The 565-nt window shown below is 65.1% G+C and carries 1 protein-coding gene; it reads left to right on the top strand.

Annotated elements, in window-relative coordinates; translation table 11 throughout:
- Positions 1–565: 7TM diverse intracellular signaling domain-containing protein (locus tag AC1DZC_RS20240; RefSeq protein WP_477044534.1), on the top strand; the 565-nt coding region annotated here is incomplete at both ends.

Raw genomic sequence — 565 nt, 5'->3', positions numbered from 1 at the left:
TGGCCGGACATCGTCAACAATGATCGGCTACGGATCAACTATGCGTCGCTTGGCGTGGCGGCGATCGGGGCGATGCTGTTCGCGCGCACCTTCTTCGAGCCGCGCGTGTTCGCCGGGTGGCTGGCCAGGGCGAGCAACGCGATCTGCGCGCTAATGCTGCTCACGGTCGCGCTGCTGGCGACTCTCGCGCCGTCGCAGATCACCCTGTTCGACCGGTTCTTCTCGGTGGTGTTCATCGCCCAGATCGGCATCGTCGTGCCCATCCTGTGGCGCGGCTGGCGGACGCGGAGCAATTATCTGTGGATGTTCGCGATCGCCTGGGCAGCGCCGATCATGCTCGCCTGCCTGCGCATCGCCAGTTCGCTCAACGCGATCAGCTGGAGCTTCTGGCTCGACAATTCCACCATCCTGACGATGACGATGGAGGCGCTCTTCTCCAGCCTCGCCATCGCCTATCGCATCCGCCTGCTCAGCATCGAGCGCGATCAGGCGCGCGAACAGGAGATCGCGGCGCGGGTGCTCGCCGATACCGATCCGCTGACGGGCCTGTTCAATCGCCGGGCCT

This window comes from Cellulomonas sp. P2_B4 (genome assembly GCF_056404795.1).
The sequence above is the reverse complement of the archived record's forward strand: the minus strand, read 5'-3'. Positions and strand labels throughout refer to the sequence as shown.